This is a genomic window from Lysinibacillus sp. DFXJR4 (assembly GCF_057196045.1).
Window position 1 is genome coordinate 240,487 of record NZ_JBXUNW010000004.1, and the last position, 24,598, is coordinate 265,084.

Genomic DNA, 24,598 nt, shown 5'->3' on the forward strand with positions numbered 1-24,598 from the left:
TTTTCTTTACCAAAGAACAGGCTTTGCGACCATTAGCCATAACATAATTAGTAATAAACAGATATACATCCATGCCTTTCTCCGTAACAATAAAGCAAACTTTTTCTGGTCATAGGCGGGTGTATTAAATGTCCTTAAGGTTGGTTTGAATGCTCTTGCCAAAAAAACAATAGAAGCCAACATAACTAGAAATGTTAGGACTATCCACGATGTACTCCAATGATAGCCCGCATGCCACATTAATAAAATGCCAGACGCAACAAGAACATGCCCAGAATGCTTAACAATGGTAATAGCCCCCTTAAAGGCCTCGATATATGGTGGCATTTCAATATGAGCCGCAGTGTTCATTTTCTTAACAATTGGTAAAACTACAAACAATGGCCCAATTGAAAGAATGGCGCTTACAATATGTATATAAAGAAGAAGTGTATAAATAGAAATCATGGTGCAAACTCCCCTTATTAGCAGTCCCCTTCATTATAGCATTCAACATGTCCCGACTTTAGAAGCATTTGTGAATCCTTTGTAAACGCCACTTGAATCATTGTTAAATTGTTTGAAATCTTTACAAAGAGGGTAAGGTTTATAGTAACATGCACTTATAGAACAAAAAGGAGTGATTTTTATAGGAATTCATCAATTTTTTACAAGTCTAAATGATCTAGAACGTATTATTCGTTGCCCTGGCCGCTTCAAATTTGAAGAGCATAACGTAGCTGCTCACTCTTGGAAGGTTTCACAATACGCTATGTTTTTTGCCACATTAGAGGAAATGAATGGCGCCACAGTAAACTGGAAGGCACTTTACGAAAAGACCATTAATCATGATTTTGCTGAAGTATTTATCGGCGATATTAAGACGCCAGTAAAACATGCTAGCCCTGAGCTCAAACAAATGCTTGCACATGTGGAAGAAAAAATGATGGAAAAATTCATTATTAATGAAATCCCTCAGGAATTTCAAGCCGTCTTCTTTGAGCGTATGAAGGAGGGTAAGGATAGCACATTGGAGGGTCGTTTACTTGAATTTGCCGATAAGCTAGATCAATTTTATGAGGCCTTTGCTGAATTAAAGAGAGGAAACACTGACAAAGAATTTGTTTATATGTATCAATCAGCCCTTTCTAAGCTTTTAGCCATTCCTCTAGATGCAACGGTACATTATTTCCGTACTGAAATTTTGAAGGATGCGGTGAAGGAAAAGACACATATTGATATTCAAGCTCTCACTAATGAGGTATTAACCTCAACATAATAAGGTGCATGTACAAGTTTTCCGAATGAATAAACTCACGGAAGGCTTTTTTTATTTTCCCCAAAAAGTTTATAATGAAAGAAGAGGATTGGAGGGAAGTCTTTGTCAAAGGAATGTTCAATAGTTGAGGATTTATTACCTTTGTATAATAAGCGAGCGCTTCAGGCAGCTACTATACAGTTTGTCGAACAACATTTAGCTAATTGTGAGCATTGCCGTCAGCTAGCCACTTCAAAGCAGTTAACAAGTCATTTACCGATGAAAAGAACAATCAGCTTTTTTCATATTATTTTTATCGTTCTATCCTTTATGTTTGCGATTAATTCATCCTTATTAGGCAATCAAAAAAGCTTTGTTGTTTCCTATGCAATTTTCGGCTGTCTAACTTATTTTTTTTATAAAAATATTTGGATCGTTTTTACCATCAGCTCTGTACCAGTTTTCGTATGGGCTATTATAAATAATATAAATAATCCGCTTTATATCACTAACTACTCGTTTACGGAGTTTGGGGCCCTGTTGATCGGTGCAGGCTATATTGCCCTTTTACATACCATTTTTGCACTAATTGGTTCTGCATTTGCGATTCTTTTACGTAGGTTTACGAAAATTAGCTTTTAGCGAAAATTGGGAGCTGCCTCAAAAAAGTCAGAGACAACTCCCTCTATTACCAGTTATCCCAATTCCAAAGCTCAACATCACCAAGCTTCTGATTAGATACGCCTTCTATATTTTTCAGCTTTAATAATTCCTTTGTTGGTCCTGTCACCACAGCACCATAAGCCTGAAAACCATTCTTTTTTAAATAATCATAACGCTCTTGTAAATACGACAAACCAAGAAAATCCTCGATATAGCTTTTCTTTTCATTGTTCAGTAGCTTTTCCATATTTTCTAGCATAACACGCTGACTATCTCTAACACCATTCGTTAAATTTTGACCTACCCAAATTTTTGAATAATCATCACTAACCTTCAATCCTCCTGATAGCCCGAAACTATCATAAATGGTAAGGTTAACACTACCTTCACCAGTTGGAAATAGATCAAAGGATTTGAATTCGCCTGTATATATAGGCATCCAGACAACTTCCACATCGTATGGTTCAAGCATTTTTGTCAACTTTTTAGGCTCCATAAATGTTGTGGTAGAAAACGCTAGTTCTGCAACTGTTCCTTCGGGTAATTTTTCTAACGTTTTCCATACACCATTGTTAATTTGGGATGATGTCACTTTCCCTGTTCGAGGATCCTCAGGTAAATTGAAGCTAAATTTATCAAATTCATTTGTCGATTTCAGGCTCGAAGATGAAGAAGAATTTTTTGAAGTTAAGTTCATTTTCATCGATGAAGATGTATTAAATATTTTTTTATCCAAACTCATCTCACCTACCATTACGTTCTCTTTCCCTACTTGCTTCACAAGAGGATAGCTAAATTTTTGCGTCAAAAGTGGTGTTATTTCAGCAGATGAACCTGAATATTGTCCTTTTATATTTGGCTGCTGCCATTCTAAAGCCATTAATGAATTATAAATATGTTTACGATCTGGGCGTGTTTTTTCAAAAATGATTGATACGCTTAAAATATATAAACTATAAATAACAGCACATAGTAGCAATATACGTAATATTCGAAAGGTTAACGTAAAACGGTACTTCTGCAATATTTTTTTCTCTTTTTCCTGCGACCACTCAATCATCTTGAAATCCTCCATTCTTTTTGATTATTTCTGCTAAACGTTTACGTGCTCGATGTAACAGTATTTTCACCTGCCCCTCTGTTAGCTCCAATGCCTCCTGTAGCTCCTGATATGTAAATTGTTCATACTCTCTTAAATATAAAATTGTGCGGTAATTTTCAGGCAAAAACTTTAATAATGACTGGATATCCTCGGTTACTTCTTGCTTGAGAATATCAACTTCAGGCAAACCATAAGGACTAAGCATGTCATCCTTCCAAAATAATTGGGCAAATGGGATAGTCCTTCTTCTTTTTTGCTTGCGCCATTCATCTAAATACGTATTCCGTGCTACTTTAAACAACCATGCTCTCACATCCTCCTCTTTATAAAATGACAGCGATACCGTAGCTCGTACAAAGGTTTCTTGTACTAAATCTTCTGCTATATGTACGGACCCTGACATTTTCAGCAGAAAGTAATATAACGATTTCGCATATTCCTGATAAAGTTGCTCAAGCTCATTCTTCCGTTGCCTGTCCATGCATCCCCCTCGCTTCATAGATTTCACAAGTAAAACGTCTGTCGTTTCTAAATGTTACAGTAATTACTAAAAAATAAAAAAGAGTCGATTAGAAGTGCAATCCATTATCCGAAAATGGAGCTCTTTTTTACTCGACTCTTTTAATAACTATGCTTTTTTAACAAACTCTGACTTTAATTTCATGGCACCAAAGCCATCAATTTTACAGTCAATGTTATGGTCACCTTCAACTAGACGAATACTTTTCACCTTTGTACCAATTTTTAATGTTGAAGAACTGCCCTTGACCTTTAAATCCTTAATGATTGTAACAGAATCACCGTCCGCAAGTAAGTTACCGTTTGCATCCTTTACAATAAGTGTATCTGCTTCTTGCTCTGCTACATCTGCACTCCATTCATGTGCACATTCAGGACATACAAAATTCGCACCATCCTCATACGTATATTCCGAATTACATTTCGGACAATTTGGATAAGCTGCCATTTCCGCTTCCTCCTTTACTTTTTGCTAGGTTAATCCTATATATTCTCCTATCTTTACATAACCCGTCCTATTAAGTAAAGGTTGTTCGCCTTTTTTGTTCGCATTTGTGAATAATGTATGAAACAATTAGATGGGCGTATGGCTATTTTTTATTTAAAGCAAGACGATTTGGCATGCTTGCCCATTGACTTTTTTTCATAAACCATCTTACTTGCAAGTTTGTTTATCATGCCTTATTATATTTTTAAAGGCTGCATTGTTCGTATAATATTAAGTTTTAACCTTTAAGCTGTAAAAGGGAGTTTTATTATTGGAGTTGGAATGACGGGCCTCACACCAAGGTGAATGAGGATAAGCAGGAAAGCTTCTGCGAACACCCACTTTGAGGAGTGGTGGTTTAAAACTTTCTATAATAACTACGGCATACGCGGCTTTTTAATTTAATCATACAGCCACTTGGCTTTTGAGCGAATCACCCTTCCATTATTGGAGGGTGATTTTTTTATATCAAAATAAGCGTTGGGGTTAAACTGGGGTTAAAATTCATAATAATCCTTAATATCATTTAACTCATTTCAACATTTACCCCATTTAATTATTTCCTCTTTTACTACCATTCAAGCCAGTTTTCTATTTTTGGTCTACTACTTATTTCTGAATGACTATCCTTTTCATATAACCAAAGGTACTGGACTCCACCAAATAAATAACACTCCATTGATTTAATAGCCCTTCTCCCTTACTTTCCTCCACATAGCATAAGATGAAAGGAGGGAAAATTGTGTGCATAAATAATGAAAGTTGTAATTGTTTATCACCACAAATAGAATGCGGAAATTTTGGACCTTTTGTGGCAAAAAACATTAACTGTATAAACTTTAATGAAAGTGGCGAAGAAAACGACAGCGGTTCAATAATCCCTTTTACCTCGGGAATTTCAACATCTGTAGTTACTATAGGACCTGACTTTGGATTAACGTCTAGTCTTATAGGATTCGGTACTGCTATTAATGGTGTGCCTATTTTAAACAACACTATAGATTTATCTGGACTTTTAAGCGAAGCCTTCTCAGTTCCACGCAATGGTAATATTACTGCTATTTCCGCAGCATTTAATTACTTTTTAGATCTTAACCGAGGAGGGTTTACTACTATAACAGCTCAAATCTATCGTGCTCCTACAGGAAGTAACATCTTCACTGCTACAAATGTACGTGTTGATTTAGCTCCACCTGTCGCTGGAGTTCCAGCAGGAATAACTTTTGGTTCAGCAAATGTTGAGCCTGTACCAGTATCGGTTGGAGATCGTTTATTAATGGTATTTTACATTTCATCAATAAATCCTCCTGCTTTAAATTTCTCAGTTGAAGGTACTGCAAGTGCGGGTATTAATATTGTATAAAGAATTCCCTCTACTATTAAAACAATAAATAAGTGTATGATTTAAAAAAGGTTACATTGAGTCATGCGCTTATTTATTGTTTATGAATATTCCTTTCCTCTAACCAATTGTAGAAAGGTACTGGACGTTCTCTTTTCGCTTTGCCCTCCACAGATGATGATTTACTAGTCCTCTTACTAGAACGCTCTACAGCCTTACTTTGGGTTAGGGCTAATAAAGCTTTTGGAGAAGAAGGTTTACAACGGAAAACAAAGCATGAAGAACATCCTGTTCAATTCAAATTAGATGTATTAAACTTTATGAAACAAAAAGGTGCTTCTTACCAAGATACAGCAATACGATTTAACTTGAATGATCCTAGCTTAATCGCAACTTGGAACAGTAAGTTTTTAAAAGAACGAGTGAGAAGGCCTGAAACATGCGAAAGGAAGGCCCTCTATGTCTAAAAAACCAAAAGCTACAGTGACAAAAGCAGAAAAAACAATGTCTCGTGAGGAGCAGTTAGAACGTGAAAATGAACGACTTCGTCTAGAGGTTACGTATTTAAAAAAGTTGAAGGCTTTTCGAGAGAACCCAGATGCCCATAGCTGTCAACTTAAGATTTCTACACATCTAATCAAATGATTTCATAATTAGAAATGATAGGTTTCATTTATCGTTAAAATGGGAAAAAGTATTTTAAACATATCAAAATAAACCCCTCTAGGTGAGTTGGTTATATTTGGATATTCTACGTGAATTGAAGGCGTTGAAAGGCTGTTCCTTTGGTGGACTTTGATTTCCGGGCCGTCTTGAGCAGGAACTCGGTGGTCAAATGGATAAAGTCTTTCAATCCCTTCTCTTTTTTTATGCATTCTTCATATAGCTTCGGTAAAATCTCTGTCGCGATACTACGAATGGCCACCATCTCACTAATTTCTATGCCCTTCTCCTTCCAGATGAAGTTTCTTATTTGATAGGCCATCAATTGACTAATAAAATAAACTAGGATGTTCCCATATAAATGACAAAGCCACCTGTCTTTCTTCATCACTTTGAAGTGGTTGATGCCTAAATCAGATTTCCACACTTTAAAATGCAACTCAATTTGCCAACGTAAGCGATACAATTCCATGATATGACGAGCAGACATCCACTCTGGCAGATTCGTCATATAAATCGTAATGCCTGCTAAATCACGTACCACTTGTTTGGGCACCTTTCCTGATTTCTGGGCTCGTCGATTAATTTTTTTGATGTGTTGCGCTTTCCCCTGCTCATCATGGGAAAAAATAATACAACGAGCTGGAAAATGAGCATCCCGTCCAAAATAAACACCCTCTAATTCTAAAAGTTCCTCTGGTAGTAACTTTTTACAAAGTGCCACGAAATCAATGCGATGATAAAGACTACTTTGAATAACCTCACCATTTGAGTGATAGGAAGGAAATAGATTTTCGAAAGCGGCATACGCATCTGTCCGTATTTTTGTAATAAAAAAACCCTTTTTTTCCTCGATTTTTTTTAATTGTTCGAAGTTAAAATAACCCAAATCTTGTAGACAAAGTTCATGTTCTGTCAGAAACGGAATCCGCATGGCACTTACTTTCGCATCATTCATTCGATGAAAAGCAACGTGAAGAAAGGTCGATTGACCGGATAAGAGATCCAATTCAAATTGAATTTTGGCGGATGCTTGTTTGGTTTTTTGAGCGCGCTTTTGAAAACGATCTGGTACACTAACTGTGGTGGAATCAAGTACCCGAATACTGGTAAATGGCCATGGTTCAGACAGAGAGAGCGAAGAAAAAGATAGTTGATGTTGTGCCCATACGAATTCTTGAATGAGTCGTTGTAAAAAAGCCGTGGCTTCCGGGGTAAATTTTTTATCCATGGCTGCCCGACTAATGGAAATGGCTTGTTTCATTTGTAAGGTTGTACATAACTCTTGGATTGAGCAATCTGCTAAATTCCCATGGACATGAAACAATAAGGATAGGAAGTCACTCGCAGAGACTAGTCGCTTTCTTTGAATAAAACCCGTTTCTTTGGCTATTTCATCTACTCTTTCAGGACAAATGACTTCAAATAGCTTTTGGAGTAATTGTATATGTTTCGGTGTCGACATCAAAAGCACCCCTTCCCAAAAAAGTTTTGTATATATCTATACCACTTTTTAGAAGAAGTACACATTTCTTAAGTTGACAGCTATGACCCAGATGCCTTCCTCGAAAAGCACAAGCAGCAATCGCCTTTGAACTCAAAGAAGAAGGATTCCGATTAAAAGACATTTTTAAACAAGTCGATATTCCAGAAGCAATATATCACTATCACATCAAGCAAATGAAGAATGAAGATCCAGATCAAGTGTGGAAAACGTTGATTTTAGAGATTTTTGGGCAACATGAAGGGCGATAAGGATATCGTCGCATTCATGCGGAATTAAAGGGACAAGGACATAAAATCAATCATAAAAAAGTACAACGAATCATGAGTGAATTGAATTTAAAATGCGAGAAATTCGTGCGTAAATCCCGCTATAAATCGTATAAAGGTACTGTAGGGAATGTAGTGAAGAATCGATTAAACCGTCATTTCCATACAACGTACTTCTTACAAAAACTCGTGACAGACGTAACAGAATTCAAATGTACAAACAACGAAAAACTCTATTTAAGTCCGATTATGGATTTATATAACGGTGAAATACTGGGCTTTAGTATGTCTAAACGCCCCACACTTGATTTCGTAATAGATTCATTAAAACAAGTACTCCCAATTATTCAAGAACATGCCCAATACCGTACAACGATTCATTCGGATCAGGGCTGGCACTATCAACATCATCTATGGGTAAAAGCATTAAAGCGAAACAAGATTTTCCAAAGTATGTCTCGTAAAGCAATCTGTGCAGACAATGCGACCATGGAGAACTTTTTTGGCTTCCTTAAACAAGAAATGTATTACGGAGAAGAATTAATCTCTTATGAAGCGTTAAAGAAGAAAATAGAGAAGTATATCGATTACTATAATAACGATCGAATTAAACAAAAATTGGCCGGCATGAGCCCGGTAAAATACCGAACTCAAGCCAGCCAATTAGCTGCATAATGAAAACTCTAACTTTACGGGGTCACTACCGTATCTGGGCTTTTTTTAGGTATAACAAAATTATTTACTTTGAGACTTACTTATATTTCTCACGTAATCCATTATTAAAAATACCATCATTGTAATAATACCGTACATTAAAGTTTCTTTACTATCAAAAAAATAATCGTCTTTATTATAAAGAAACTTAGAAATATTTATAATTATCGCTCCGATTAGAAAATAAATTAGAGAGTTTCTTATTAATTTCATAATTTTATTTTTCCTTATTCACAATTTGAATCTCCAGGGAATTGTTTGTCCATCTCCCCTTTGGTCTGTCTTACAATTAAATGTACTTGTCCTTTACTATTAGTAGGCATATTTAATTTGCCCTCTAGCTTATAACCTGTAGGCATCTTCCAAGATGTTTTAATTGGGCTTAGGTGAAATGTATGTTGCTGACACTTTTCCTCACCATTTTCTATATGAATAAATCCGCACTTTAGATGCACCATAACAACATACATAATGAATCTGTGCTTTTTTTTGCATGCAATTGTGTGAATACCAAAAAAATATTTAGAACCTAATATTTAATATCTTATGACCCGAAAACTGCTCATGGTGAAAAGAAATTCGCTCGGGATAGCCCTAATCCGATCAGGTCGATATGATATTCGCTCGGGATAGCCCGTAATCCGATCAGGCCGATATGTTTTTCGCTCGGGATAGCCCGTAATCCGATCAGGTCGAATTGATTTTCGCTCGGGATCGCCCATAATCCGATCAGGTCGAATTGTTTTTCGCTCGGGATAGCCTGTAATCTGCTCAGGTCGATATGATTTTCGCTCGGGATAGCCCGTAATCCGATCAGGTCGAAAAGAATTTCGCTCGGGATAGCCCGTAATCCGCTCAGGCCGAAAAGAATTTCGCTCGGGATAGTCTGTAATCCGATCAGGTCGATCATATCAAGAGCACAGAAAATCACCCGTCAAAGAGTAGTCTATAGTTTAAATGCATTTCTTCATATTTTTTTCTTTAAATAAAATGAGCAAAATCCTGAAACACAAAGGCAGGCCATAAACGTCCAGAAGTTAAAGAATAAATCATTAGAAAAAGGATTTAAATAGGATATTTCATATTCAAAATATGGATTGATTTCATTTCGAAACGAAACAATTCGGTAAATCGTTATTCCTAAAATGACCACAAACACCCCTGAGTAGCAGGCTTGAAATAGGTTCCTTTTCACTGAAAAACGTTCATGTATCTTTTCAAAAACAAACATCATGGCGAAGAAAAAATAAAGAATAATTAACATTGGAAGCATAACAAACATTAAGCCTGGGTTTCCATTTCCTCCAACAAAATTATCACCTGTGGGGTCGAATGAAGAAGTAGTCATTTTAGTGAGTGCAAAACCGACAATACTTACAATTCCCGAGATAACAACACTTAGCCAAAAAAGAAAACGCATTATACTCCTCCTTAATAAACCTACCTTGTCATTTAATAATACCTTATACCACTTTGGATAACCATTTCCGTTTATAATTTCCAGCCAATTATCTAACGATGACTCACCATGCACCTTAGATTGTGAAAGGCTAACCTTTTCATTTAACCAGTTAGACACTGAACGTCTTTAAGTGCTTTATCCTCCCCCATCTAATTACAAGCACAACAAAGACCAAGCTTGTTTAACTTGATCTTCTCCAAAGTAGATTAAATTTTTATTTAAGCTGTCTCAAATTTGGATATACTTCTGAGATTTTTTTACTCTCTATTGTTGCATGTTCAAAAAGCTCTTTATGTCCACAAAACTCTTGTGTATAAGAATCCTTTGTTCTGGATAGAAAAGATTTATCTTGAATATGACTTATCCAATATTCATCATTTTTATAATAAAAATTAAGTTCATCCCCCATTGATATAAGATTTTTAAATTCTAAATATTCTTTCTCAGTCATAAATTAACTCCTTATAAATAGCCTGAGCTTCTTGAACTACTATTCAATTCAATGTCTATTTGGTACTTTAAGGTGTTGCTTTGGGTTCTCATGATCTGTGCAGTCAATATCCATATCAGCATTCTCATTTGTATCATAGTATCTTTTTTGAAGAATTTTTTCGCTCCAACTACAGATTTAACTTTTACTGCCTAAAGGTTTTCAGTAATCTAAAAAACTCCATTTTTCTTGTGACATTATAAGTCCTTTCAACGAAATAAACCTCTATCGGATAATAAATCCACCAGTCATTTTACTATCCACCATGTTATACCTATCCCAATGCCCATCTTACATAACTTCATCTAACTCAAATCCAATATCCATCGGCGACAGTTTTACGTCAATTACTACATTAATACGACACAAAGACCCCTAAAAAAATTCTAGGGGGTTACTGATTTAGAAGAGTTCCTTTAATTAACTTTTTAAAGGCTTCATTAGACTGACACATCAATGGAACCGCTGGATGTACTGATATCGCTTTGATTGTTTTGGCTTGCTACTTTAAATGAGCGCCATGCTTCTATATAGATCGCATCAAATTCACTTTCACGAAGCTGTTCTTTTCGTGTACCAATTGCATGCCAACCATTATGTGGCGAATAAGTAGAAGTTATATTCCCTCTTACATCCTTTACCTCTAAATAGCTCACATTTCCACGCTGCCTGAATGGTAATTGACTTACTATTTGTGCTATCGACCCTTTACGATCAGGGGATGCTACAGATACGAAGCTGTTCTTTAGTGTCATATAGGAAGGATTTTTATGACCTCCACACTTACCATTTTCAAAATCTTTTTTTGCCTGTGCGATAATTGCTTCCTTATATTTTTCTTCACTCATCGCTGGAGCTGATTTCGTTGGCATGGCATTTATTCCTGAAAAACTTGGCTTTGAAATAGGTGTTGTCTTTTTTTCAACTCCTAACAATTTCAATGCATCACTACTAATAGTTGGGAATCTCATTTTACACCTCCAATAATTTTGTACCTCCTAAATGTAGAGAACAATATAAAATCAGTTATATTAAGTTTATACATTTAATAGCTAGTAAACAGTTAATTTTGGGGATGCATATGATTTCTATGCACTATTTAAAGTACTTACATTTGTTCCATTATAATAAATAGACCATGTGCCGTTAGCTAGTTTTCCATTAACTCCAATAGTTATTTTGTTTTATTAAGCCAACCCCAAGGCGCAGAAGCATAAGTGCTCATAGAATCACCCGTTCTCCATATGTGATATCACTATTGGCATCAACTACCACTTTAGTAACTATAGCGTTGGAAGGTAATCCAGAAAAATAAAATGTAGCTACATTAGATTTTCATCCTAAAAATAAACTTATTATTGTTAATATTATCTTTTTTTACAACAAACTCCTTTTTATATCGGATGGGTAACCATTATTTATAGTTTTAAATTATAGAATGCTCATTTTAGATATTCTTCTAATGCACCAAGGGTTTCCGAATTTGGTAAATAAATTCGAAAAGAAAATATAGTTTTACCCAGCCGTCACGAAGTGCAAAAATACACCCTATAATCACGAAAAACTGCACTCCAATTCATCAAATGGAGTGCAGTTCAAATAGCTAAATAACAAAACCAACAATTGTAGCTGTTAAGATACTAACTAGTGTGGCTCCATACAACAGCTTTAAGCCAAAACGAGCAACGATATTGCCCTGCTTTTCACTCAAGCCCTTTACTGCTCCAGCAATAATACCGATGGATGAAAAGTTTGCAAAGGAGACAAGAAAGACAGAAATAATACCTACTGTATGCGCGCTCATAGACTTAGCTACTTCTCCAAGGCTTATCATGGCCACAAATTCATTTGTTACTAATTTGGTAGCCATAATTCCTCCAGCAGAAATGGCATCTGCCCATGGTACACCCATTAGAAAGGCTATTGGAGCAAAGATATAACCCAAAATCCCTTGAAAAGATATACCGAATACGATATCAAATAGTGAATTGATCATATCCATTAATGCTACGAAGCCGATTAGCATAGCTCCAACAATAATAGCTACTTTAAATCCATCCATAATATATTCTCCAAGCATTTGAAAGAAAGATTGTTTATGTTCATCTTCAATCGTTAAAATATCTTCGCTTTCCTTTACTCTATATGGATTAATAATGGAAACAATGATAAATCCGCCAAACAAGTTTAACACAATCGCCGTTACAACATATTTAGGTTCAATCATCGTCATATAGGCTCCAACAACTGCCATAGAAACGGTCGACATAGCTGATGCACACAATGTATACATTCGCTGCGGGGTCAGCTGATCTAATTGTTTTTTTACAGTAATGAACACTTCAGATTGACCAACCATTGCAGAAGCAACAGCATTATAAGATTCTAATTTCCCCATGCCATTTACTTTACTTAAAAATAAACCTACCCATTTCATGAAGAAAGGAAGAATTTTAAAATGCTGCAAAATCCCTATCAATACAGATACAAAGACAATCGGTAATAAAACGCTAAGAAAGAATGGAGATTCTCCTTTATTCGCTAAACCCCCAAAAACAAAGGATATGCCCGTATTTGCGTAAGATAATAAATGATCAAATATTTTTGTTATTCCTTTTATTAAAATATAACCAAATTTTGTATTTAACAGAAATGCTGCCAACAAAAATTGGATGATTAACATCATCAATATATTTTTATATTTTATTTCTTTTTTGTTTTTACTCATTAACAGAGCTAAACCAAAAACAAGCAGCAATCCGCAAAAAGATATTAAGTATCTCATAATTTCCCCCATACTAATTTTCAGCGTTCGACCATAAAGTCATCCTTTCATTCATTATGTCCAAATATGAAAATTTAAGAACAACCAAACTCAACATACTATAGTCAGACGTCAGACAAATAAATTCACTATAACAGTTTTTCTACTACTTTTTCAATAGCTAGCAGAAAAATAATATATAAGTATAAAAATTTTTGTTGCATTTCAAGCAAAAAAACGATGACAAGTTATTTCGTCATCACGACTGCTTCTAGTTCTCTGGGGAATTCGTTTGAAATAAAATCATCACCTCTATCTAAACTTGTCCAACTACTTCAACTGAAAGCAGAAAAACCTCCCATCAACTTGTATAATTCATCTTCATTTTGTGCATATATGGTAGTAACAAGGGAGGTTATGATATTGAAAAGGTTATTTTATATGTTATTACTTGCTACACTATTATTGTCAGCGTGTGGAAAAAATACGGTACCTAAGGAAGCAGTGGTTGATAGCAATACTTCAATTGAAGATATAGTGAGGACTACTGTCAAAAGTAAATTTACAGTGGAAGATACAAAGGGAATTGTTACAATTTCCATTCAAGATGATGATGTAAAACAGGGCTCAAAAAGCCAAATGTTAAAGGATTCTGCGAAAATATTTGCTGAGTTATCAAAATTAAAAAGTGTTAAAACACCCGCCATTATTTGGTCTGCCCCATTAACAGAACCTGGTGGCGCTCAAAATATGACTGAAGTATTAAATATATACTTTAACGAGAAAGATTTTAGAAAGGTCAATTGGGCGAACTATTCCCAACTAAATCTAGAATCCATTGCCTCTCACTATCATCAAAATGAAGCTTTAGGGCAATAAATTGCGTTCAGTAAAGAAGATACCCTATTATGTATAATGAAGAGTATCTTCTTTAATTTATTTTACATACATACTAATGGCATCAGATAGAAGTAATTGTTTTATCTTATAATGGGTTGCCTGCCAAACTCCCTGCCCTCCCTGCAAAATTAAAAACTGAGGGGATTCATGCCTCACCTCAAGTTCCTTCTCGATCATTTTCGATACCTCCCTATCCTTTTGTACGATAACTACATACTTCGGCAGGATCGTTTCCAGTGCTTTTAATTCTTTTAATGCGGATATGCTACTAAAGCAAGTCATGCTATATTTTAACACTAGGCATGGCGTATGGCTCGATAGCTGTAAAACATTTTTCCACTCTTCTGTGGTCATTATTCGCTTCATGCTGAACCCCCCATTTTATTGTCTTATTGCATTATATACCATAGTGGGTATTTTCCGCATTTCCATAAAAAAACGAGCCTACACAGAAGGTAAAAGCTCGTGCCATTTATAATTTATTTTGATTCTTTTCATCCCATTATGATTTTTCTGGCTCTACTTCTGGATATTCCATATTATCCTTGGTTGCCGCTAGACATGGACTTTCCTCTAAATGCTCCGTAAACTCTATAAATTCCTATACTCAAGCTTAATTCAGTAAATAGTGGATTTATACTTCATAAACCGAATCTACTACAGCTAATGGATTTTCTTTCGTTAAATAATACTTTTCTGCTGGCCAATATCTTTTTTTATATTTATGAAGGCGTGTTATAAAATCACCTATATACACATCTCGTTGTAATACTCTTTCCTCTCTAATAGTTGAGGGGCAGTCTATAAATAAGCGATAATCATAAAAGCTCCTCCACTCATGGCGCATAAGAAATATCCCTTCAATTATAAAAATACTATTAGCTTCTATATTCATGTCTCTTTCGCAAATTGTATCTGTATGCCGATTATAAAATGGGAGATAAAGGTGTAAAGCACGATTATGTAAGGGTAAAAATAGATTATTTTTTAAGCTTTCAATATCCCATTGTAAATAATAATATTCGAACCATTCCTCATGGCCCGTATCATAACGTTTACATCTTTCTACGATATGATTATCAATATGAATAAGTGTCACCGTACATATAGACTGAAGCTCCTCTACAAGGTGGTGAGCTATAGTAGACTTGCCAGCCCCACCTAATCCATCAATGGCTACGATAAAAGGTCTATCTGTAGCCGTTCTCAATTTAAATCGCTGAATAATTTCCTCTTTTACATCTAGGACATCCATCAATAAAACACTCCTTGGTTAATCGATTACGTTCAGGGTTTTTCGCGTTCACGCAAAAGCTCCTCTTTAAGAACCATGACGTTCCCGGGGCTTTAGTAACTCCTTTCTGAATCAAACTAAAATAACCAGCCCTAAAAAGAACTGGTTACACTGATTATAATGCAATACTGAATGAAGCAGCTGTTTTTTCCTTTACTTCCTCTATAGTAACACCCTCAGCCAATTCGATAAGCTGCATGCCATCCGTTGTAAAGTCGAAAACAGCGAGATCTGTAATTAATCGATGTACTACACCCTTACCTGTCAGCGGAAGCTCACATTGCTTTTTAATTTTAGATTCTCCATTTTTATTAACATGCTCCATGATGACGATAACCCTTTTCGCACCAACAACAAGGTCCATGGCACCTCCCATGCCCTTGACCATTTTTCCTGGAATCATCCAGTTTGCAAGGTCACCTGTCTCAGATACTTCCATACCGCCCAAAATAGCAAGATCAATATGCCCTCCTCGAATCATCGCAAAAGATTCCGCACTATCAAAGAAAGAGGCACCTGGTACAGCTGTTACTGTTTCCTTCCCAGCATTTATTAAATCAGGATCAACAGCTTCCTCTGTTGGATAAGGTCCAATTCCAAGCAAACCGTTTTCTGATTGTAAAAGCACATCATAATCAGCAGGAATAGCATTTGCAACTAATGTTGGCATACCAATACCTAAATTAACATTCATCCCATTTTGTATTTCCTTCACAGCTCTATTGACGATTCTTTGTCTTGTATCAGCCATTAAGCTTCCCCCTTTTTCACCGTCAAACGCTCAATACGCTTCTCATAATTTTCCCCTAATAAAACGCGTTGTACAAACACACCAGGTGTATGAATATGGTCCGGATCTAATTCTCCCACTTCAACGATTTCCTCTACCTCTGCTATCGTAATTTTCCCTGCCATTGCAGCTAGTGGATTAAAATTACGGGATGTTTTCCTGAACACTAAATTCCCTAGCTTGTCTGCCTTCCATGCTTTGACAAGTGCAAAATCAGCAGTAATTCCATTTTCTAAAATATACTCCCTGCCATCAAAAACCTTTACTTCTTTTCCTTCAGCAATGGGTGTCCCCACTCCAGTAGCCGTGTAAAAGCCAGGAATTCCAGCCCCACCAGCTCGCAAACGTTCGGCCAATGTTCCTTGTGGTGTTAATTCTACTTCGAGTTCACCACTTAAAAATTGCTGTTCAAAAATTTTATTTTCGCCTACATAGGATGCAATCATTTTGTTTATTTGTTTATTTGCTAGTAAAAGCCCCAAGCCCCAATTATCAACGCCACAGTTATTGCTGACAACTGTTAAGTCCTTTATGCCCTTTTGCACTAAGGCAGCAATAGATTTTTCAGGAATACCACATAACCCAAAGCCTCCTACTGCTAATGTATCTCCATCTTTTATATCTGCAACGGCTTCCTCAAACGAACTCCACACTTTCCCGTTCCCCATAATCGAAACCCCCTTAAATTGCTCGTTTATTAAGAAAAATTCTACCCTATTGCTATTTTATAAGTAAAGGAATTAATTAGAATATTACTTATTCCTAAAATGCATAAATCATTTTTTACTTGCCACTTCTCTACTAATACTATTCAGTAATTGCTTTAATGCAAAAGATTGATATGAATTCTTCTTTGTAATAACGCCTAAACGCCATGGCATATCAAAATCTTTTAAAGGTATAATTTTTACGTTGTTATTTGTTTGCTTAGCTGCAATTGAATAAGGTAATAGTGTAATGCCTAAATTTGAGGATACAAGCTCTACAATCAAATCCCATTGTGAGCTTTTATAGCCAATGATTGGTGTAAACCCAGCAGTATTACATGTATTGATGACATAATCATGTAGTGTAAATTCCTCCGTAAAGATAATAAAGGTCTCATTTTTTAAATCCTCTAATTGAATAAATTTCTTCAGTGCTAATGGATGGGAATCATTAATAAATACAAAAAATTGATCCTCCACAAAGGGTTGGACAGAAAATTTCCGTTCGTCCGTAGGCAAAACAACAATTCCAATATCGACTTCACCATTTTCAACGAGCGTTCCAATCATTTTAGCGCCACGCTCCACAAGTTCTAGACGCACCTTTGGATATTGCATATGGAAATTTCTTGCGATGTCTGGGAAAAATAGTGTGCCAATTAATGGAGGAATACCTAATTTTATTGCACCTGTCTGAATGTTCAATAAATCGTCCAATAAAATATGTAATTCCATTACAGAGCCCATTATTTTTTGCCCCTGTTTATAAACAATACTTCCGGCGTCAGTTAATTCGACATGGCGTGTAGAGCGACTTAACAATTCTACTCGCAGGGTTTCCTCCAATTTTTTAATGCTTTTGCTTAAAGAAGGCTGTGAAACAAAGGATTCACTTGCGGCCTTTGTAAAACTTCCATGTTCAACAACTGCCATAAATGCTTTTAAATCTCTTAATTCCATATTCAAGTCCCCTATTTATTCCAATTTATTATAAAAATATAGCTGTTTCCCCTTTTTAATAATAAATTCTCTCTATATTCCACAAATCCTTTATATAAGGCATCCCTATATGGAAGAGGAAATTTATTGGTGATGAAGGGGCCATTTGGAATAAACGTAAAAAAAGAAATCCTAAAAATAGTTTGCTTCTCACGTTACGTTAGCTTTTACAATAAAGATAACATGTAATAGGGAGGTAAAATAATGTTCACTCAATATTCAATTGGAGAGTTTGCCAAAAAAACAGGTATGACCATACGAACTTTGCATTATTACGATGAAATTGATTTATTAAAACCATCCTTTATTTCTCCAACTGGCAGAAGATTTTATTCAGATGAAAATATTATACAACTGCAAAAAATTGTATCCTTGAAGTTCTTAGGCTATCCATTGGAAAAAATTCATACATTAATCCATTTAAAAGAATGGAATATAAAAGAGTCACTTGAATTTCAAAAACAAGAAATGCTTCAAAAAAAGGAGCAACTTCAACAGGTCATTCGTGCCCTAGACCATGCCTTATATATCACGGAAGAGCAAGGCACCATGAACGCAAATATCTTTATGATGCTTATTCATAATATGCATAAGGAAGAGGAGCAGAAAGAATGGCTGTCCAATTATTTTCCAAAAGAAATGGTTGAGAACATGTTTAAAGTTCCTGAGGAAAAGCTTAAGGAGCTAAATCTGGAAATGGCTGAGCTTTTTAGTCAGCTGAAGGCAGCATATGGTCAGGATCCGGCTAATCCGAATGTTCAGGCGCTTTTGGAACAGTATTTTGATCTATCTTTAGAGTTATACCCTAATGCAATTGAGCTTGTGGAAAATGTAAAGGATGAAAATATTGAATTTGGGCAGGATACACAGCTCTTCCCCTCGCCCCTATCGCCTGAGGAAGAGATATGGCTTGGTCAGGCTATACAAATTTATTGGAACAACAAGGGTATTAATCTCCACGAATAGATGATTAAAATTCTTTTTTACTGAAATACTAAAAAGTCGATTTGCAACACATTTTTTTGTGGCAAATCGACTTTTTAGTATAATCAATGGGCTTTTTCCAAAGCTAGTTTAATCCCAAAGCCAATTAACACAATCCCTGTTAAACCTTCGATAACAGCCTTTGTAGTTGGCTTTTTCATAAATGCACTAACTTTATCTAACAAGTAAACATAGAACACAAACCAAATCCCTGTTAAAGCAGTGTATATTAGCCCCATTATAAGAAACGGCATGAATGTACCGCTCGTGCCATCTACAAATTGAGGTAAAAATGTTAGGAAAAATACGGCTACCTTAGGATTGGTAACATTTGTTAGAAAGCCTTGCTTAAAGCAAGATTGCTGTGAAAATTCATGATTAATTTGTGTTTCATCTTGAACTACAGGAGATTGCGTGCGGATTGTCCGTAAAGTCCATAATGTCTTGACACCTAAATAACATAAATACACCGCTCCGACATACTTCAAAATGGCAAATACATAGGCGGACTTCACAATAATGGCAGACAGTCCAATCACCGCTGCAAAAGTATGGATTAACAGCCCACAACAGGAACCTAGTAAAGTTTGTAAGCCACCCTTTCTACTTATGGTAAGTGTATTTTTCGTGGCAATTGCCGTATCTGGACCTGGTAAAATAATTAGTAAAATACACATTATCAAAAAGACCGATATGTTCACCATTTCAAGCCCCCTTTTCTGAAAATTATAAAAATAATTCTACCATAAGGACGATATTGTAGAAAAGGTGATTTATAGGAAATTAAATCTGTTTTCGCTCATTTCTCTCTAAAGTACAATTGCAAGCAAAGGTTCGTTTTGAACATCATCTATAGGAGCAATTAAAAGAAGTAAGAAAAATTGATTTAACCTAGTATCTATTTTTGAAAAATGCGAATCATATTAAAAATAATTGACATATAACCATAAGGTGTTATATATTCATAACACCTTATGGTTATATTTTTGCAAAGGAGTTATGAGAAAATGACTGAAAAGCTAGATAATATTGTGAAGGTAATAAAACTTAATGCGCCAATTGATAAGGTGTGGGAGTCAGTTACAGATGCTGAAAAAATAGCTACGTGGCTGATGCCAAATGATTTTAAGCCAATTGAAGGACATCAATTTACGATTCAATCTCCTTTTGGCCCTTCGCCATGTAAGGTGGAGCAAGTGAATGCTCCCCATTTTGTACGTTTCGCTTGGGATACAGATGGCTGGTTTGTAACATTTGAGCTAAAAGAGCTCGGTGAACAAACAGAATTTACGTTAACACACGGTGGCTGGAAGGAAGCATCACACATTATTCCGAAAGCAAATATACCAGCTGAAGCTGTTCGTAAAACTATGGATGGTGGCTGGACAATGATTGTTACTCAAAAATTAAAGGAAACTGTGGAATCACGATGACGCAGCCTGCAGTAAAATATGATGTATTTCAAGCAATTGCTGATCCAACAAGACGTCATATCCTACAACTGCTAGCCTTACGTAATAAACCGATCTCATTAATTGCTGAAAATTTTGCGATCAGTCGTACTGCTGTTGTTAAGCATTTATCTATTTTAGAGCAAGCTGAGCTAGTATCTGCACAGAAAAAGGGCCGGGAAAAAATTTATACATTGCATGTTGAAAAGCTGAAGGAACTTGAGGATTGGTTACAATACTTTGATTTATTCTGGGATAATAAATTAGCACAGCTACAAAACATGGTGGAAGAACAATAAAAAGCAAGGAGCTGTCTTTTCTATTTGGACAGCTCCTGCTTAGTATAGATAAAACATCCCACCATTAATAATGTCTATTTTAATCTTTGTCTCATATTGTTCCTCTAACGCTTTTTTTTCAATATCATAGCATTCTGGCTTGTCATCTATATCCTCGTAAAAGTAATCTAGAACACGTTGATCACGCTGCCATCTTTTTTTTGCTTCTAAGGCCCATGAATGGTCATCTTGTTCAATGATGGCATGAATGGCTGCCTCTAGTCTTTGCAATGCTCGAATTGGCTTAATAATAGGTTGAACATGAAATACATTTTCTCCCGGAGCTGTTTCTAGTGACGTTTTACATAAGGTTTCTTGGAAATTCTTTTTAATAACCCCTGTTAAGAGATTTATGCCAAAGGAGTAGAGCATTTCCTTTGTACGATCACAACAATAAGACACTTTATAATTTATTCCTAACCAAGGTGTTAAGATAACCTGCCCGATTGTCGGATCTACCACCTCATACATCTCCACGTAGGCTCCTAGCTCTCTTGTCGCTTGAAAAACCTGATTGAGTCTTGGAGAACCGAAATGAATGGCCTCACCGTATAAGTTTGCAGAAGATGTTATTTGATTTGTAATAAATGTAATTTTCGCAGGGTTTGGCTCACTATTTGTCGCCTCTATATATTGCCAGTAGAAAGGTCTGTTCATAATTTTTTTATCAATATCTACTGTTAATTGGACAGTAAGATAATGACGATCTTCACTCAAAATAGTGCAATCATTTTCGGAAAAAAACTCTCGTAAGTAACTATGAACTTGCTGTGGATACATAACTTTTCCTCCTACATCAGACAGATTCTTTAAAGTTTGTTAAAATGGCATCTAAGTCCCCCACTACCTTTTCAAAAACATCAATTTTCGTATGCAATAATGCTAAGATATTTTCTTCAATCGTATTTTCGATAGCAAGATTATAAATATGCACATCATGCTCCTGTCCCAAACGATGGACCCGGCCTATCCGTTGCTCTAATTTCATAGGATTCCATGGCAGATCATAGTTAATGACATGATGACAGAATTGTAGGTTTATTCCCTCGCCACCTGCCTCTGTCGCTATAAGAACCTGCGCTCTCTCTTTAAATAAATGCTTCATATAATCACGTTTACTTTTATTAAATTTCCCGTTAAATAGTACGCTTGTGATTCCTTTAGAATGTAAATACCACTGCAAATACAATTGAGATGCTCTATATTCTGTAAAGATAATCACTTTCCCCTGTGCTTTTTCGATAATTTCTAGCGTTTTTTCTGCCTTAGTATTTACTTCTAAAGCCATTAATTTTTCCAGAATATCTTTAATTTTTGATGACTCCGAGTGCTCTTCAAGCATTTTCGATAATGTTAAAGCTGTTGCCTCTTTGCTACTACACATTTCTTTCTGCAATGTAATTAAAGTGAACGAACCCGTATTTTGAAGCGTTCCGAGTAAATCATAAACTTCCTTCTCTTCTTTCGTAAATTGGATGGGCACAATTTGAACTTGACGTTGCGTCCATTCGATGCCAGTATCTTCCCTCCTATTTCTCACCATCACCTGATTTACTAATTCTTTTAAATAATCATCATGCTCTAAATCATGCTTACTAGCTGAGAAGGCAGATTGGAATGTTTCATAGCTACCTAGATGACCAGGCTTTAATAACGAAATAAGATAATATAATTCAAAAACATCATTTTGAATAGGTGTAGCCGTTAATAATAGACAAAACTTTTTCTTTAAGCTTTGTACAAATTCATATATTTTCGTTTTATGATTTTTTAATTTATGTGCCTCGTCAATAATAATCATGTCATAATCCTGCTCATATATACGCTCTCTGTGTGGGCTTTTCTTCGCCGTATCCATACTCATAATAAGTACATCGTAGCGCTCTATTGGACAATTTTTTTTATAAGCGATGGCTGGAATATGAAATTTACTATTTAATTCTTCCACCCATTGATTAATAAGAGAGGCTGGCGCTAGTATAAGTGCTCTTTTGACAAGTCCCCGAATAAGATATTCCTTTAAAATCAAGCCTGCTTCAATTGTTTTACCAAGTCCCACCTCATCACCTAGAATTGCTTTTCCATTCATGCGTTCAATCACTGTTTTAGCCGCCTCCAGTTGATGTGTCAGTGGCTTTAAATTAGGTAAATATTTTATTGCTTGTAATCCCGTAAATTCAGGAATCAATTTCATTTTTACAATGTCATAATTCATCTTATATAATGTCCAGCTATCCCATTTCTCAAGATGATTTAATCGATTGATGAAGCCCTCTTCCCATTCAGATGACCTCTCGATATTCATAACCATCACCTCATACCTTTTTTTCTAACTTAGGTTGTCCAAAAAAGGCAAAGCTATGTTTTTTTATGCAAAAAACATCTGACGAAAATTATTTTTCGTCAGATGTTTGTTATTTCTTATACATACGAAATTCAGTAGGTGATAATCCCATAACCTTTTTAAAAACATGACTAAAATAAAAAAGTTATCGTTTTAAGCTTTCCTTTAAGAGCAAACGATTGCGTTGCTTGAAAATATCATTATGTGAGGAAACAATACCACCCTCTGATGCATCTGGTTGAATGTATTTTTTCGCACTATTTACCGCATGAAGGGCATCATGAAAAGTTGCTGCAATTAAGTGAATTTTACCGTTATGCTGCAAAATATCTCCGGCCGCATAAAGACCAGGAATAGAGGATTCACTATGAATCGTTCCAGCAATAAAATAATCATTTTTCCGCTCAATGTCTAATGGACTATTATCCAATAGCTCCTTATCTCTAATATAGCCATGACTAATGACAACTTCATCAACTGGAATTTCATTTACTTGCCCTGTTTCATAATTTGTTAGGGAAACAGCTTTAATCATACCTTCTGCATCGTCTGCAATAAGCTTTGTAATTTCAGAATTAAAATGACATTCAATTGTGCTATTTAATAGCTCAGTAATTTGAGCCTCATGTGCAGAAAGCGTGTCCTTACGATACGTTAAATATACTTTAGAGGCAACTTCCATTAATTCCAGTGCCCAATCTACTGCCGTATTGCCACCACCTGAAATAATAACAGCCTTATCCTTAAATTTTTCATAGGATTTAATCGTATAATTTAAATTGGATACCTCAAATCGCTCTGCACCCTCAATCTCAATTCGTTGAGGATTTAAAATACCACCACCGATAGCAACTATTACTGTCTTTGAATAATGAATATTGCCAGATTCAGCGGTAATAATGAAAATTCCTTCTTCATTTTTTGAAATAGTAGTTACTTTCTCATTTGTGTACACAGAAGGATTAAAGGTCATAGCCTGTTCGATTAATTGTTCAATTAACTGTCCTCCTGTAATTGGTGTTACGCCACCAACGTCCCAAATCATTTTTTCTGGATAGACATGAATTTTTCCACCAAGCTGAGGCTGTGATTCGATAAGCTTAGTTTTCATCTCACGTAAGCCACTGTAAAATGCTGAATATAAACCTGCTGGACCACCGCCAATTATAGTTACATCAAATAATTCTTGTTCTAACAATTACATACACCCTTTCCTCTGTGTACAACATATTTAGTTAAATAAAATAAATTTATCCTTACTTTCTATTTTCAATTTCTTTAAGGGAACACAAGCATCCCTTGCCAAATTCTCTAAAGATGCTATATATCCTCTATATTACACATTATACGATAATGATAATCATTATCAAATAAAATGATAACAAATCTTTATGTTAGAGTACATGTATTTTTGCTAATCTTTTTATATTTTTGTTCATCAGTCATAAAACATCCATAATTAAATAAAAAAATAGTATGCTAATAATCAGCATACTACTTTCATAGTGTTGAAAAACTAAATGGTCAAGGGACTCTTTGTGAATATTTAGTCAAAATGAAGGTGATTTCCGTTCC

At 35.5% G+C, this 24,598-nt stretch carries 29 protein-coding genes, 1 other RNA gene and 1 pseudogene; 11 read left to right on the forward strand and 20 right to left on the reverse strand.

Annotation, left to right across the window (positions count from 1 at the left end; all coding sequences use genetic code 11):
• Nucleotides 1-6 precede the first annotated feature (6 nt).
• Nucleotides 7-447: a hypothetical protein gene (locus AC2CGN_RS12495; protein ID WP_286926576.1), complete on the reverse strand. Its 441-nt coding sequence runs from the start codon at nt 445-447 to the stop codon at nt 7-9.
• A 172-nt stretch (nt 448-619) separates the two neighbouring features.
• Here AC2CGN_RS12495 and AC2CGN_RS12500 point away from each other — a divergent pair, with 172 nt between their 5' ends.
• Nucleotides 620-1,258 (forward strand): YfbR-like 5'-deoxynucleotidase, encoded by a 639-nt coding sequence (locus tag AC2CGN_RS12500; RefSeq protein WP_283870550.1) that lies wholly within the window; start codon nt 620-622, stop codon nt 1,256-1,258.
• Nucleotides 1,259-1,360: 102 nt separating this feature from the next.
• Complete coding sequence (locus AC2CGN_RS12505; protein WP_484514125.1) at nt 1,361-1,879, forward strand: zf-HC2 domain-containing protein; 519 nt, start codon at nt 1,361-1,363, stop codon at nt 1,877-1,879.
• Between the two features lie 46 nt (nt 1,880-1,925).
• Here the strand turns inward: AC2CGN_RS12505 and AC2CGN_RS12510 are convergent, their stop codons facing one another.
• The 3 genes from AC2CGN_RS12510 to AC2CGN_RS12520 form a co-directional block, all read right to left on the reverse strand.
• A complete protein-coding gene (locus AC2CGN_RS12510; protein WP_484514127.1) occupies nt 1,926-2,960 on the reverse strand; it encodes an anti-sigma factor in 1,035 nt (344 codons plus the stop codon).
• Complete coding sequence (locus AC2CGN_RS12515; protein ID WP_286926579.1) at nt 2,953-3,483, reverse strand: sigma-70 family RNA polymerase sigma factor; 531 nt, start codon at nt 3,481-3,483, stop codon at nt 2,953-2,955. The genes AC2CGN_RS12510 and AC2CGN_RS12515 overlap by 8 nt, the downstream gene beginning before the upstream one ends.
• A 147-nt stretch (nt 3,484-3,630) precedes the next feature.
• Nucleotides 3,631-3,969 (reverse strand): zinc ribbon domain-containing protein YjdM, encoded by a 339-nt coding sequence (locus AC2CGN_RS12520; protein WP_054772394.1) that lies wholly within the window; start codon nt 3,967-3,969, stop codon nt 3,631-3,633.
• A 245-nt stretch (nt 3,970-4,214) separates the two neighbouring features.
• Here AC2CGN_RS12520 and ssrS point away from each other — a divergent pair.
• From ssrS to AC2CGN_RS12540, 4 genes are all read left to right on the forward strand, one after another.
• Nucleotides 4,215-4,407: non-coding RNA, 6S RNA (gene ssrS, locus AC2CGN_RS12525), on the forward strand.
• Between the two features lie 343 nt (nt 4,408-4,750).
• Nucleotides 4,751-5,371 (forward strand): exosporium glycoprotein BclB-related protein, encoded by a 621-nt coding sequence (locus AC2CGN_RS12530; RefSeq protein WP_484514130.1) that lies wholly within the window; start codon nt 4,751-4,753, stop codon nt 5,369-5,371.
• 140 nt (nt 5,372-5,511) lie between these two features.
• Nucleotides 5,512-5,817, forward strand: coding sequence for a hypothetical protein (locus tag AC2CGN_RS12535; protein WP_484514132.1), 306 nt, complete (start codon nt 5,512-5,514; stop codon nt 5,815-5,817).
• Nucleotides 5,810-5,995: a hypothetical protein gene (locus AC2CGN_RS12540; protein ID WP_484514134.1), complete on the forward strand. Its 186-nt coding sequence runs from the start codon at nt 5,810-5,812 to the stop codon at nt 5,993-5,995. Before AC2CGN_RS12535 ends, AC2CGN_RS12540 begins: the two co-directional genes overlap by 8 nt.
• A gap of 106 nt (nt 5,996-6,101) precedes the next feature.
• Here the strand turns inward: AC2CGN_RS12540 and AC2CGN_RS12545 are convergent, their stop codons facing one another.
• Nucleotides 6,102-7,478, reverse strand: coding sequence for an IS4 family transposase (locus AC2CGN_RS12545; RefSeq protein ID WP_484514136.1), 1,377 nt, complete (start codon nt 7,476-7,478; stop codon nt 6,102-6,104).
• Nucleotides 7,479-7,780: 302 nt separating this feature from the next.
• Between AC2CGN_RS12545 and AC2CGN_RS12550 the strand changes: the two genes are divergently transcribed.
• Complete coding sequence (locus AC2CGN_RS12550) at nt 7,781-8,461, forward strand: IS3 family transposase (RefSeq protein WP_484514167.1); 681 nt, start codon at nt 7,781-7,783, stop codon at nt 8,459-8,461.
• A gap of 601 nt (nt 8,462-9,062) precedes the next feature.
• Here the strand turns inward: AC2CGN_RS12550 and AC2CGN_RS12555 are convergent.
• From AC2CGN_RS12555 to AC2CGN_RS12575, 5 genes are all read right to left on the reverse strand, one after another.
• Nucleotides 9,063-9,410 (reverse strand): hypothetical protein, encoded by a 348-nt coding sequence (locus AC2CGN_RS12555; RefSeq protein WP_484514138.1) that lies wholly within the window; start codon nt 9,408-9,410, stop codon nt 9,063-9,065.
• A 57-nt stretch (nt 9,411-9,467) separates the two neighbouring features.
• Nucleotides 9,468-10,079: a hypothetical protein gene (locus AC2CGN_RS12560; protein WP_484514139.1), complete on the reverse strand. Its 612-nt coding sequence runs from the start codon at nt 10,077-10,079 to the stop codon at nt 9,468-9,470.
• A gap of 97 nt (nt 10,080-10,176) precedes the next feature.
• On the reverse strand, nt 10,177-10,413 hold the full coding sequence (locus AC2CGN_RS12565) for a hypothetical protein (RefSeq protein WP_484514141.1): 237 nt from the start codon (nt 10,411-10,413) through the stop codon (nt 10,177-10,179).
• 479 nt (nt 10,414-10,892) lie between these two features.
• Nucleotides 10,893-11,423 (reverse strand): hypothetical protein, encoded by a 531-nt coding sequence (locus tag AC2CGN_RS12570; RefSeq protein ID WP_429986610.1) that lies wholly within the window; start codon nt 11,421-11,423, stop codon nt 10,893-10,895.
• A gap of 632 nt (nt 11,424-12,055) precedes the next feature.
• On the reverse strand, nt 12,056-13,237 hold the full coding sequence (locus tag AC2CGN_RS12575) for a NupC/NupG family nucleoside CNT transporter (protein ID WP_429983847.1): 1,182 nt from the start codon (nt 13,235-13,237) through the stop codon (nt 12,056-12,058).
• 396 nt (nt 13,238-13,633) lie between these two features.
• Here AC2CGN_RS12575 and AC2CGN_RS12580 point away from each other — a divergent pair, with 396 nt between their 5' ends.
• Nucleotides 13,634-14,095, forward strand: a complete 462-nt coding sequence (locus tag AC2CGN_RS12580) for a hypothetical protein (protein ID WP_429983846.1) — start codon at nt 13,634-13,636, stop codon at nt 14,093-14,095.
• A gap of 57 nt (nt 14,096-14,152) precedes the next feature.
• Here the strand turns inward: AC2CGN_RS12580 and ytxJ are convergent, their stop codons facing one another.
• The 5 genes from ytxJ to AC2CGN_RS12605 form a co-directional block, all read right to left on the reverse strand.
• Entirely contained in the window at nt 14,153-14,482 is a 330-nt protein-coding gene (gene ytxJ, locus AC2CGN_RS12585; protein WP_484514144.1) for a bacillithiol system redox-active protein YtxJ, read from the reverse strand.
• Nucleotides 14,483-14,750: 268 nt separating this feature from the next.
• Nucleotides 14,751-15,371, reverse strand: coding sequence for a nucleoside/nucleotide kinase family protein (locus tag AC2CGN_RS12590; protein WP_429988500.1), 621 nt, complete (start codon nt 15,369-15,371; stop codon nt 14,751-14,753).
• A 154-nt stretch (nt 15,372-15,525) separates the two neighbouring features.
• Nucleotides 15,526-16,161, reverse strand: coding sequence for a 3-oxoacid CoA-transferase subunit B (locus AC2CGN_RS12595; RefSeq protein ID WP_054771581.1), 636 nt, complete (start codon nt 16,159-16,161; stop codon nt 15,526-15,528).
• Entirely contained in the window at nt 16,161-16,868 is a 708-nt protein-coding gene (locus tag AC2CGN_RS12600; RefSeq protein WP_484514147.1) for a CoA transferase subunit A, read from the reverse strand. Before AC2CGN_RS12600 ends, AC2CGN_RS12595 begins: the two co-directional genes overlap by 1 nt.
• Nucleotides 16,869-16,976: 108 nt before the next feature.
• A complete protein-coding gene (locus tag AC2CGN_RS12605; protein ID WP_484514148.1) occupies nt 16,977-17,867 on the reverse strand; it encodes a LysR family transcriptional regulator in 891 nt (296 codons plus the stop codon).
• Nucleotides 17,868-18,110: 243 nt separating this feature from the next.
• Between AC2CGN_RS12605 and AC2CGN_RS12610 the strand changes: the two genes are divergently transcribed.
• Nucleotides 18,111-18,872, forward strand: coding sequence for a MerR family transcriptional regulator (locus AC2CGN_RS12610; protein WP_484514149.1), 762 nt, complete (start codon nt 18,111-18,113; stop codon nt 18,870-18,872).
• Nucleotides 18,873-18,955: 83 nt separating this feature from the next.
• Here AC2CGN_RS12610 and AC2CGN_RS12615 read toward each other — a convergent pair whose 3' ends face one another.
• Nucleotides 18,956-19,594, reverse strand: a complete 639-nt coding sequence (locus AC2CGN_RS12615) for a LysE family translocator (protein ID WP_484514151.1) — start codon at nt 19,592-19,594, stop codon at nt 18,956-18,958.
• Between the two features lie 303 nt (nt 19,595-19,897).
• On the opposite strand from AC2CGN_RS12615, the gene AC2CGN_RS12620 reads away from it, so the two are divergent.
• Entirely contained in the window at nt 19,898-20,323 is a 426-nt protein-coding gene (locus tag AC2CGN_RS12620; protein WP_484514153.1) for an SRPBCC family protein, read from the forward strand.
• Entirely contained in the window at nt 20,320-20,640 is a 321-nt protein-coding gene (locus AC2CGN_RS12625) for an ArsR/SmtB family transcription factor (RefSeq protein ID WP_286926595.1), read from the forward strand. The genes AC2CGN_RS12620 and AC2CGN_RS12625 overlap by 4 nt, the downstream gene beginning before the upstream one ends.
• Nucleotides 20,641-20,679: 39 nt before the next feature.
• Here the strand turns inward: AC2CGN_RS12625 and AC2CGN_RS12630 are convergent, their stop codons facing one another.
• The 4 genes and pseudogenes from AC2CGN_RS12630 to AC2CGN_RS12645 all read right to left on the reverse strand — a co-directional run bounded on the left by AC2CGN_RS12630 (nt 20,680) and on the right by AC2CGN_RS12645 (nt 24,221).
• Nucleotides 20,680-21,459: a YqhG family protein gene (locus AC2CGN_RS12630; protein WP_484514155.1), complete on the reverse strand. Its 780-nt coding sequence runs from the start codon at nt 21,457-21,459 to the stop codon at nt 20,680-20,682.
• A gap of 16 nt (nt 21,460-21,475) precedes the next feature.
• Nucleotides 21,476-22,990, reverse strand: a complete 1,515-nt coding sequence (locus tag AC2CGN_RS12635; RefSeq protein WP_484514157.1) for a DEAD/DEAH box helicase — start codon at nt 22,988-22,990, stop codon at nt 21,476-21,478.
• 103 nt (nt 22,991-23,093) lie between these two features.
• Nucleotides 23,094-23,165: pseudogene (locus AC2CGN_RS12640) on the reverse strand (AraC family transcriptional regulator); the annotation flags it as partial.
• 3 nt (nt 23,166-23,168) lie between these two features.
• Nucleotides 23,169-24,221, reverse strand: coding sequence for an NAD(P)/FAD-dependent oxidoreductase (locus AC2CGN_RS12645; protein WP_286926598.1), 1,053 nt, complete (start codon nt 24,219-24,221; stop codon nt 23,169-23,171).
• Nucleotides 24,222-24,598: the final 377 nt, after the last annotated feature.

What these genes read in the sequence shown, in the direction of transcription:
- AC2CGN_RS12575 (WP_429983847.1), bottom strand. Translation starts at nt 13,237, where the DNA reads ATGAGATACTTAATATCTTTTTGCGGATTGCTGCTTGTTTTTGGTTTA.
- AC2CGN_RS12565 (WP_484514141.1), bottom strand. Translation starts at nt 10,413, where the DNA reads ATGACTGAGAAAGAATATTTAGAATTTAAAAATCTTATATCAATGGGG.
- AC2CGN_RS12620 (WP_484514153.1), top strand. Translation starts at nt 19,898, where the DNA reads ATGACTGAAAAGCTAGATAATATTGTGAAGGTAATAAAACTTAATGCG.
- AC2CGN_RS12570 (WP_429986610.1), bottom strand. Translation starts at nt 11,423, where the DNA reads ATGAGATTCCCAACTATTAGTAGTGATGCATTGAAATTGTTAGGAGTT.
- AC2CGN_RS12545 (WP_484514136.1), bottom strand. Translation starts at nt 7,478, where the DNA reads ATGTCGACACCGAAACATATACAATTACTCCAAAAGCTATTTGAAGTC.
- AC2CGN_RS12495 (WP_286926576.1), bottom strand. Translation starts at nt 447, where the DNA reads ATGATTTCTATTTATACACTTCTTCTTTATATACATATTGTAAGCGCC.
- AC2CGN_RS12630 (WP_484514155.1), bottom strand. Translation starts at nt 21,459, where the DNA reads ATGTATCCACAGCAAGTTCATAGTTACTTACGAGAGTTTTTTTCCGAA.
- AC2CGN_RS12555 (WP_484514138.1), bottom strand. Translation starts at nt 9,410, where the DNA reads ATGATCGACCTGATCGGATTACAGACTATCCCGAGCGAAATTCTTTTC.
- AC2CGN_RS12600 (WP_484514147.1), bottom strand. Translation starts at nt 16,868, where the DNA reads ATGGGGAACGGGAAAGTGTGGAGTTCGTTTGAGGAAGCCGTTGCAGAT.
- AC2CGN_RS12605 (WP_484514148.1), bottom strand. Translation starts at nt 17,867, where the DNA reads ATGGAATTAAGAGATTTAAAAGCATTTATGGCAGTTGTTGAACATGGA.
- AC2CGN_RS12540 (WP_484514134.1), top strand. Translation starts at nt 5,810, where the DNA reads ATGTCTAAAAAACCAAAAGCTACAGTGACAAAAGCAGAAAAAACAATG.
- AC2CGN_RS12520 (WP_054772394.1), bottom strand. Translation starts at nt 3,969, where the DNA reads ATGGCAGCTTATCCAAATTGTCCGAAATGTAATTCGGAATATACGTAT.
- AC2CGN_RS12590 (WP_429988500.1), bottom strand. Translation starts at nt 15,371, where the DNA reads ATGGATGTCCTAGATGTAAAAGAGGAAATTATTCAGCGATTTAAATTG.
- AC2CGN_RS12580 (WP_429983846.1), top strand. Translation starts at nt 13,634, where the DNA reads ATGATATTGAAAAGGTTATTTTATATGTTATTACTTGCTACACTATTA.
- AC2CGN_RS12510 (WP_484514127.1), bottom strand. Translation starts at nt 2,960, where the DNA reads ATGATTGAGTGGTCGCAGGAAAAAGAGAAAAAAATATTGCAGAAGTAC.
- ytxJ (WP_484514144.1), bottom strand. Translation starts at nt 14,482, where the DNA reads ATGAAGCGAATAATGACCACAGAAGAGTGGAAAAATGTTTTACAGCTA.
- AC2CGN_RS12515 (WP_286926579.1), bottom strand. Translation starts at nt 3,483, where the DNA reads ATGGACAGGCAACGGAAGAATGAGCTTGAGCAACTTTATCAGGAATAT.
- AC2CGN_RS12625 (WP_286926595.1), top strand. Translation starts at nt 20,320, where the DNA reads ATGACGCAGCCTGCAGTAAAATATGATGTATTTCAAGCAATTGCTGAT.
- AC2CGN_RS12635 (WP_484514157.1), bottom strand. Translation starts at nt 22,990, where the DNA reads ATGGTTATGAATATCGAGAGGTCATCTGAATGGGAAGAGGGCTTCATC.
- AC2CGN_RS12610 (WP_484514149.1), top strand. Translation starts at nt 18,111, where the DNA reads ATGTTCACTCAATATTCAATTGGAGAGTTTGCCAAAAAAACAGGTATG.
- AC2CGN_RS12615 (WP_484514151.1), bottom strand. Translation starts at nt 19,594, where the DNA reads ATGGTGAACATATCGGTCTTTTTGATAATGTGTATTTTACTAATTATT.
- AC2CGN_RS12595 (WP_054771581.1), bottom strand. Translation starts at nt 16,161, where the DNA reads ATGGCTGATACAAGACAAAGAATCGTCAATAGAGCTGTGAAGGAAATA.